This window comes from Methanobrevibacter sp. (assembly GCF_045116495.1).
Classification (GTDB): Archaea; Methanobacteriota; Methanobacteria; order Methanobacteriales; family Methanobacteriaceae; genus Methanocatella.
In genome coordinates this window covers 1-4,238 of sequence record NZ_JBGULU010000130.1, presented here as the reverse complement: position 1 = coordinate 4,238, position 4,238 = coordinate 1, and the positions used below count along the sequence as shown (strand labels likewise).

At 36.8% G+C, this 4,238-nt stretch carries 6 protein-coding genes; 3 read left to right on the top strand and 3 right to left on the bottom strand.

The annotated features are described in order from the left end of the window. A partial coding sequence (locus tag ACJMLH_RS06945) for a hypothetical protein (RefSeq protein ID WP_405276097.1) occupies nucleotides 1–894 on the top strand: 894 nt, incomplete at its 5' end. Nucleotides 895–996: 102 nt separating this feature from the next. Here ACJMLH_RS06945 and dmpI read toward each other — a convergent pair. Beyond that, the gene (dmpI, locus tag ACJMLH_RS06940) at nucleotides 997–1,185 is read right to left on the bottom strand and encodes a 4-oxalocrotonate tautomerase DmpI (protein ID WP_405276095.1); all 189 of its coding nucleotides are present in this window, start codon (nucleotides 1,183–1,185) and stop codon (nucleotides 997–999) included. Between the two features lie 64 nt (nucleotides 1,186–1,249). Here dmpI and ACJMLH_RS06935 point away from each other — a divergent pair, with 64 nt between their 5' ends. Both ACJMLH_RS06935 and ACJMLH_RS06930 read left to right on the top strand, forming a co-directional pair. Next, nucleotides 1,250–1,708, top strand: a complete 459-nt coding sequence (locus tag ACJMLH_RS06935; protein ID WP_405276093.1) for a dCTP deaminase domain-containing protein — start codon at nucleotides 1,250–1,252, stop codon at nucleotides 1,706–1,708. Beyond that, on the top strand, nucleotides 1,705–3,234 hold the full coding sequence (locus ACJMLH_RS06930; RefSeq protein WP_405276091.1) for a thiamine pyrophosphate-binding protein: 1,530 nt from the start codon (nucleotides 1,705–1,707) through the stop codon (nucleotides 3,232–3,234). Before ACJMLH_RS06935 ends, ACJMLH_RS06930 begins: the two co-directional genes overlap by 4 nt. Nucleotides 3,235–3,242: 8 nt before the next feature. Here the strand turns inward: ACJMLH_RS06930 and ACJMLH_RS06925 are convergent, their stop codons facing one another. Next, a complete protein-coding gene (locus tag ACJMLH_RS06925) occupies nucleotides 3,243–3,503 on the bottom strand; it encodes a hypothetical protein (protein ID WP_405276089.1) in 261 nt (86 codons plus the stop codon). Further along, a complete protein-coding gene (locus tag ACJMLH_RS06920; protein WP_405276087.1) occupies nucleotides 3,496–4,056 on the bottom strand; it encodes a DUF2953 domain-containing protein in 561 nt (186 codons plus the stop codon). Before ACJMLH_RS06920 ends, ACJMLH_RS06925 begins: the two co-directional genes overlap by 8 nt. Between the last annotated feature and the right edge of the window lie 182 nt (nucleotides 4,057–4,238).

Here is a 4,238-nt window from a genome sequence, read left to right as displayed (position 1 = left end):
TCCTGCACAATAGTCAAAAACTCCAAAACCTATGCTAAAATTGCGACTTTGGAGGATGCTGTTTTCATTAGGGATTTTTTAGTCGATAACGATTGGGATTTAAGCAAAACTCCACAGATTCTTGAAAAAGATGATAATTACATGGTTTTAACAGTCCATGATGACAAGATTCATATTCTGGCCAAATACAAACAGAAGCCTGATGCAGACACAATAAACAGGTTAATCAAAAGGCATAAAAGAAATCCGAACAACTCCCGGTATGGTCTCAACATTTCCAAGGTCTTTGAGACATATGTAATCAAAAAGCAGATTGCCGGTGATGACTATATCTTCGGATATTATGACCGGCTTGAAGATGCGGAGTTTGTAAGAAATTTCCTTTTGGACAATAACTGGAATGTCAGCGAATTTAATCAAATAGAGTTTGACGAGGATACTGACACATATAAGGTCATTAAAGTCATTGATGATAAGGTGTATGTACTTGATTCATTTGATAGCTCAGATATTGATTTAAATAAAGTTTACGAAGGGTTTTTGGCCAAGATTTCCAAGCATAAACATGGTCTTGCACATTATCCTCATCTGGATTTGCTGAAAGGTTGCATCATTGATTTGGAAGAGGAACTTGGCGTTAAAACCCATGATGAAAACTGGAATCTTGAAAACATCAATGATAATGCATTAAATGACATTGTTTTCAATCTGACACCGTTCCAGCAGAGCGTTTATGATGCAATTGACGGTGAGGCCACATTTGAAGAGATAAAAAGAAAACTGATTAGATACAAATCCAAGAACTTCGAAGATAAAATAAGTAAAAATTTAAACAGTCTCATTGACATGAAGTTGATTGAAAAACAGGGTGATGTTTACATAAAAATTAAATAGTGTGGCCAAGTAATATTAACATGGTATTTGTAAAAATATCAAGTTCTTTTTTGGTTTGAACTTATGGGAAATTCCAAACGGATTTCCCATTTTTCAAAACAGTTATTCTCTGTCGCTTAAAAGTTCTCCGGCTACGCCGATATCCTCTTTATCATATCCTTGAACCAGAACAGTTATTGCTTCTACAGGTAAGCCATATGATTCAGCAACAATTTCGGATACTTTTTTAACCATTTCTCTTTTTTTCTCTACTGTTATTCCGTTATTTCCAGCTATTGTAATTACAGGCATATTATCACCAATTAAAATTATTAATCAGATAGTATATATAGATTATTAAAAGGTTTTGATATTTATGCTCGGTGAAAATGAACTCGTTAAAATATTTCCGGATTTTGCCGATTTGGTGCAGCCCTCCGGAATAGATTTGGAACTTGACAGAATCTACACTCAGGAGTCCGGCGGCTCACTGATTGACAATGAAAAAAACTTGCCTGAAATAAAGGAGATGGAAGGTGAAATATTCACTTTAAAGCCTCATACCGCATACCTGGCAAGCATCAAAAGGAAAATCAAAATTCCAAAGGGATATACCATGTTGTATCTGCCACGCTCAACACTTTTAAGGTCATTCATTTCAGTTCAAACTGCTGTGGGTGATCCTGGATTTTATGGAACACTGATGTTTATGATTTACAATCATGGGGAATTTGAATATAAAATTAAATCCGGCGACAGAATAGCTCAGGCAGTCGTATTTCCTGTAGAAGGATCCGGTGAGTATAAAGGGTCATATCAGGAGGTGGAAGAGTGAATGTGTCTGACAGGATGGTTGAAATACTTGCCGAGGAAGGCATCAGACATATTTTCGGAATACCTGGCGAGCAGATAATGCCTCTTTACAAAGCACTTTCAGAATCTGAAATCACACACGTGCTGACACGTCATGAACAGGCTGCTGCACATGCTGCTGATGCATATACACGATCAAGCGGAAAAATCGGAGTTTGCATTACAACAGCATCTCCTGGAGCATATAACACAACCATGGCACTGGCCACCGCATTTAAGGACAATGTTCCAATTCTGGTTTTAACAGGTGACAATGACCTTGAATACAGAAACATGGACCGTTTCCAGTCACTTCCCGTTTTTGACACATTCAAGCACATTACAAGGGCATCCTACAATCCTCTGAATGGTACTGAAGCAATTTATGCTTTAAAGGCAGCTATTTATGAGCTTAAAACAATGCCTAAAGGGCCGATTCACATTAATCTCTCAAAGGATGTGCTTTCAAGTGAGGATTTCCAGGACTTTGATTTGTGTTATCTGTGTGAGGATGACATGTCCCAAATCGGTGATGCTCAGGAGATGATCAATTCATCTGAAAAACCTTTATTTATTCTTGGAGCAGGTGCATTGAGTCAATGTGATAAAATTGGTGAGATTGCACATAAATATCAGATACCTGTAACAACAACATTTCATGCCAAGGGGATTATTTCAGAGTTTGATGATTTGGTACTGGGTCTTTCAGGAATACGCTCAACACCGAGGGCAAAATATGCATTTGAAAATTCAGACTGCATAATCGCTTTGGGCATTAAGGGTAGTGAAAGGACACTGCCTGAAATTCCAGATAATTTAATACATGTCAATCTGAACAAGGATGTTTTAGTTGGTGACTGTCAGATACATGGTAAAGTCGAAGACTTTTTAGCTGAAATCAAATTCAAAAAGGTCAGCTGGATGGATGAAATTTTACAGATTGACAATTCCGTCTATATTGAAAATCTGGATGATGATTTGGCACCTCAAGCTGCAATCAAAAGAATTCTGGAAAAATTCGGTGAAGACATTATAGTTTCAGATGCCGGAAGCCACACCACATGGACAACCCTTATGATGAAATCCATAAGGCCAGGCCAATACCTGTTTCCGGGAGCCATGGCACCAATGGGGTATTCACTTCCAGCTGCAATAGGTGCAAGTTTTGCAACTGACAAACAGGTCATCTCAATTAATGGGGATGGCGGTATTCAAATGAATATTCAGGAGCTTGCAACCCTAAAGGAGAATGATTTGGATGTGATCATATTCATCATAAACAATTCCGAGTTTGGAATCATCAGACAATGGCAGGAGCAGGTTTATGATATGAAACCTTACCAGGTGAAACTGTCAAATCCTGATTTTGTAAAATTGGCTTCAAGCTATTCAATTGATGCGGTAAGGGTTGATAATTTATCCGATTTGGAATATCTTCTTGAATCTGATTTGCATGGGCCTCTTGTTGTTGAAGTTGTTGTTAGAAGTGAAAATGTCCCTCTTCCGTAAGGACAATTTTATTGAATTTGTGCCCGAACAAATTCTTTTACAACTTCATTAATTTCATCAACTACATGTAGGGGAGCTAGGTAATATTCACCATTTTCTTCATAAATTATTGCGAGGGGTTTCATCTCTCCTGATGAAATCTCATCATTGATGAATGCAATTTTTTTTTCAAACACAAATGTCAATCCACAAACTTCACGAAACTGATATTTCTTTAGTGAGGTGATCTTTACAAAATCTTCGATTAATTTTTCAATATTGCTATCCATTTCTAACACCTCTTATCAGGTTGCGGACTTCTTTTTTTGATATCAGTTTTATTGCCGGAGGTATCAATTTCAAAATGTTAATGTCCAGTTCATTTGTTCCGCTCGCATCCAGAATGCTTCCGGTAAATGACGGTTCGGCACTTAATCTGGCATTTTTATGTGCGCCGTTCACAATCATTATTATGCTCCAGATATATCCGATGTATTTAGCGGTGTCTGCGTAAGAGTCAAGACCAAAAATTAGATGGTTTTCGAGTTTTGCAACGTGAATGCATTTTACAAATGACTTTATAAACTCTTTGAAGTCTTCAAAACAAGGTTTGGCCAGTTCAAGAATTTTTTTGACGTCGTGTTTTTTTTCATCATCCTCTTCTTCTTCATCGTCCCCGTCATCTTCTGATGGAAACTCAAGAGAGTAGACCTTTATTTTTTTTAAAATAAGTATTTTTAAACATCCTTTAAAGGCACTGCCTTTTTTATCATAGATAAATGATATTTTGACTCCGATATAGAGTAAAATAATAATAAATAAGACGATTATTAAAATAATCATCCCTAGGATGTTTAACATATCGCAGTTCCTATTCGTCTTCGTCTTCGGCTACATCAATTTTTGTAGTGAATTCAGGTTCTATATACTCTGATTCATCGTATTCTTCATTGTTATTTCCAAGATAGCTTTTTACGAGATCAGTTATTATCAAACCTATATCTGACAATGCCTTGTTGGTTTCA

Bases quoted from the DNA above. Each gene is read 5' to 3' on its own strand.
- ACJMLH_RS06925 (WP_405276089.1), bottom strand. From the start codon at position 3,503: ATGGATAGCAATATTGAAAAATTAATCGAAGATTTTGTAAAGATCACC.
- dmpI (WP_405276095.1), bottom strand. From the start codon at position 1,185: ATGCCTGTAATTACAATAGCTGGAAATAACGGAATAACAGTAGAGAAA.
- ACJMLH_RS06935 (WP_405276093.1), top strand. From the start codon at position 1,250: ATGCTCGGTGAAAATGAACTCGTTAAAATATTTCCGGATTTTGCCGAT.
- ACJMLH_RS06920 (WP_405276087.1), bottom strand. From the start codon at position 4,056: ATGATTATTTTAATAATCGTCTTATTTATTATTATTTTACTCTATATC.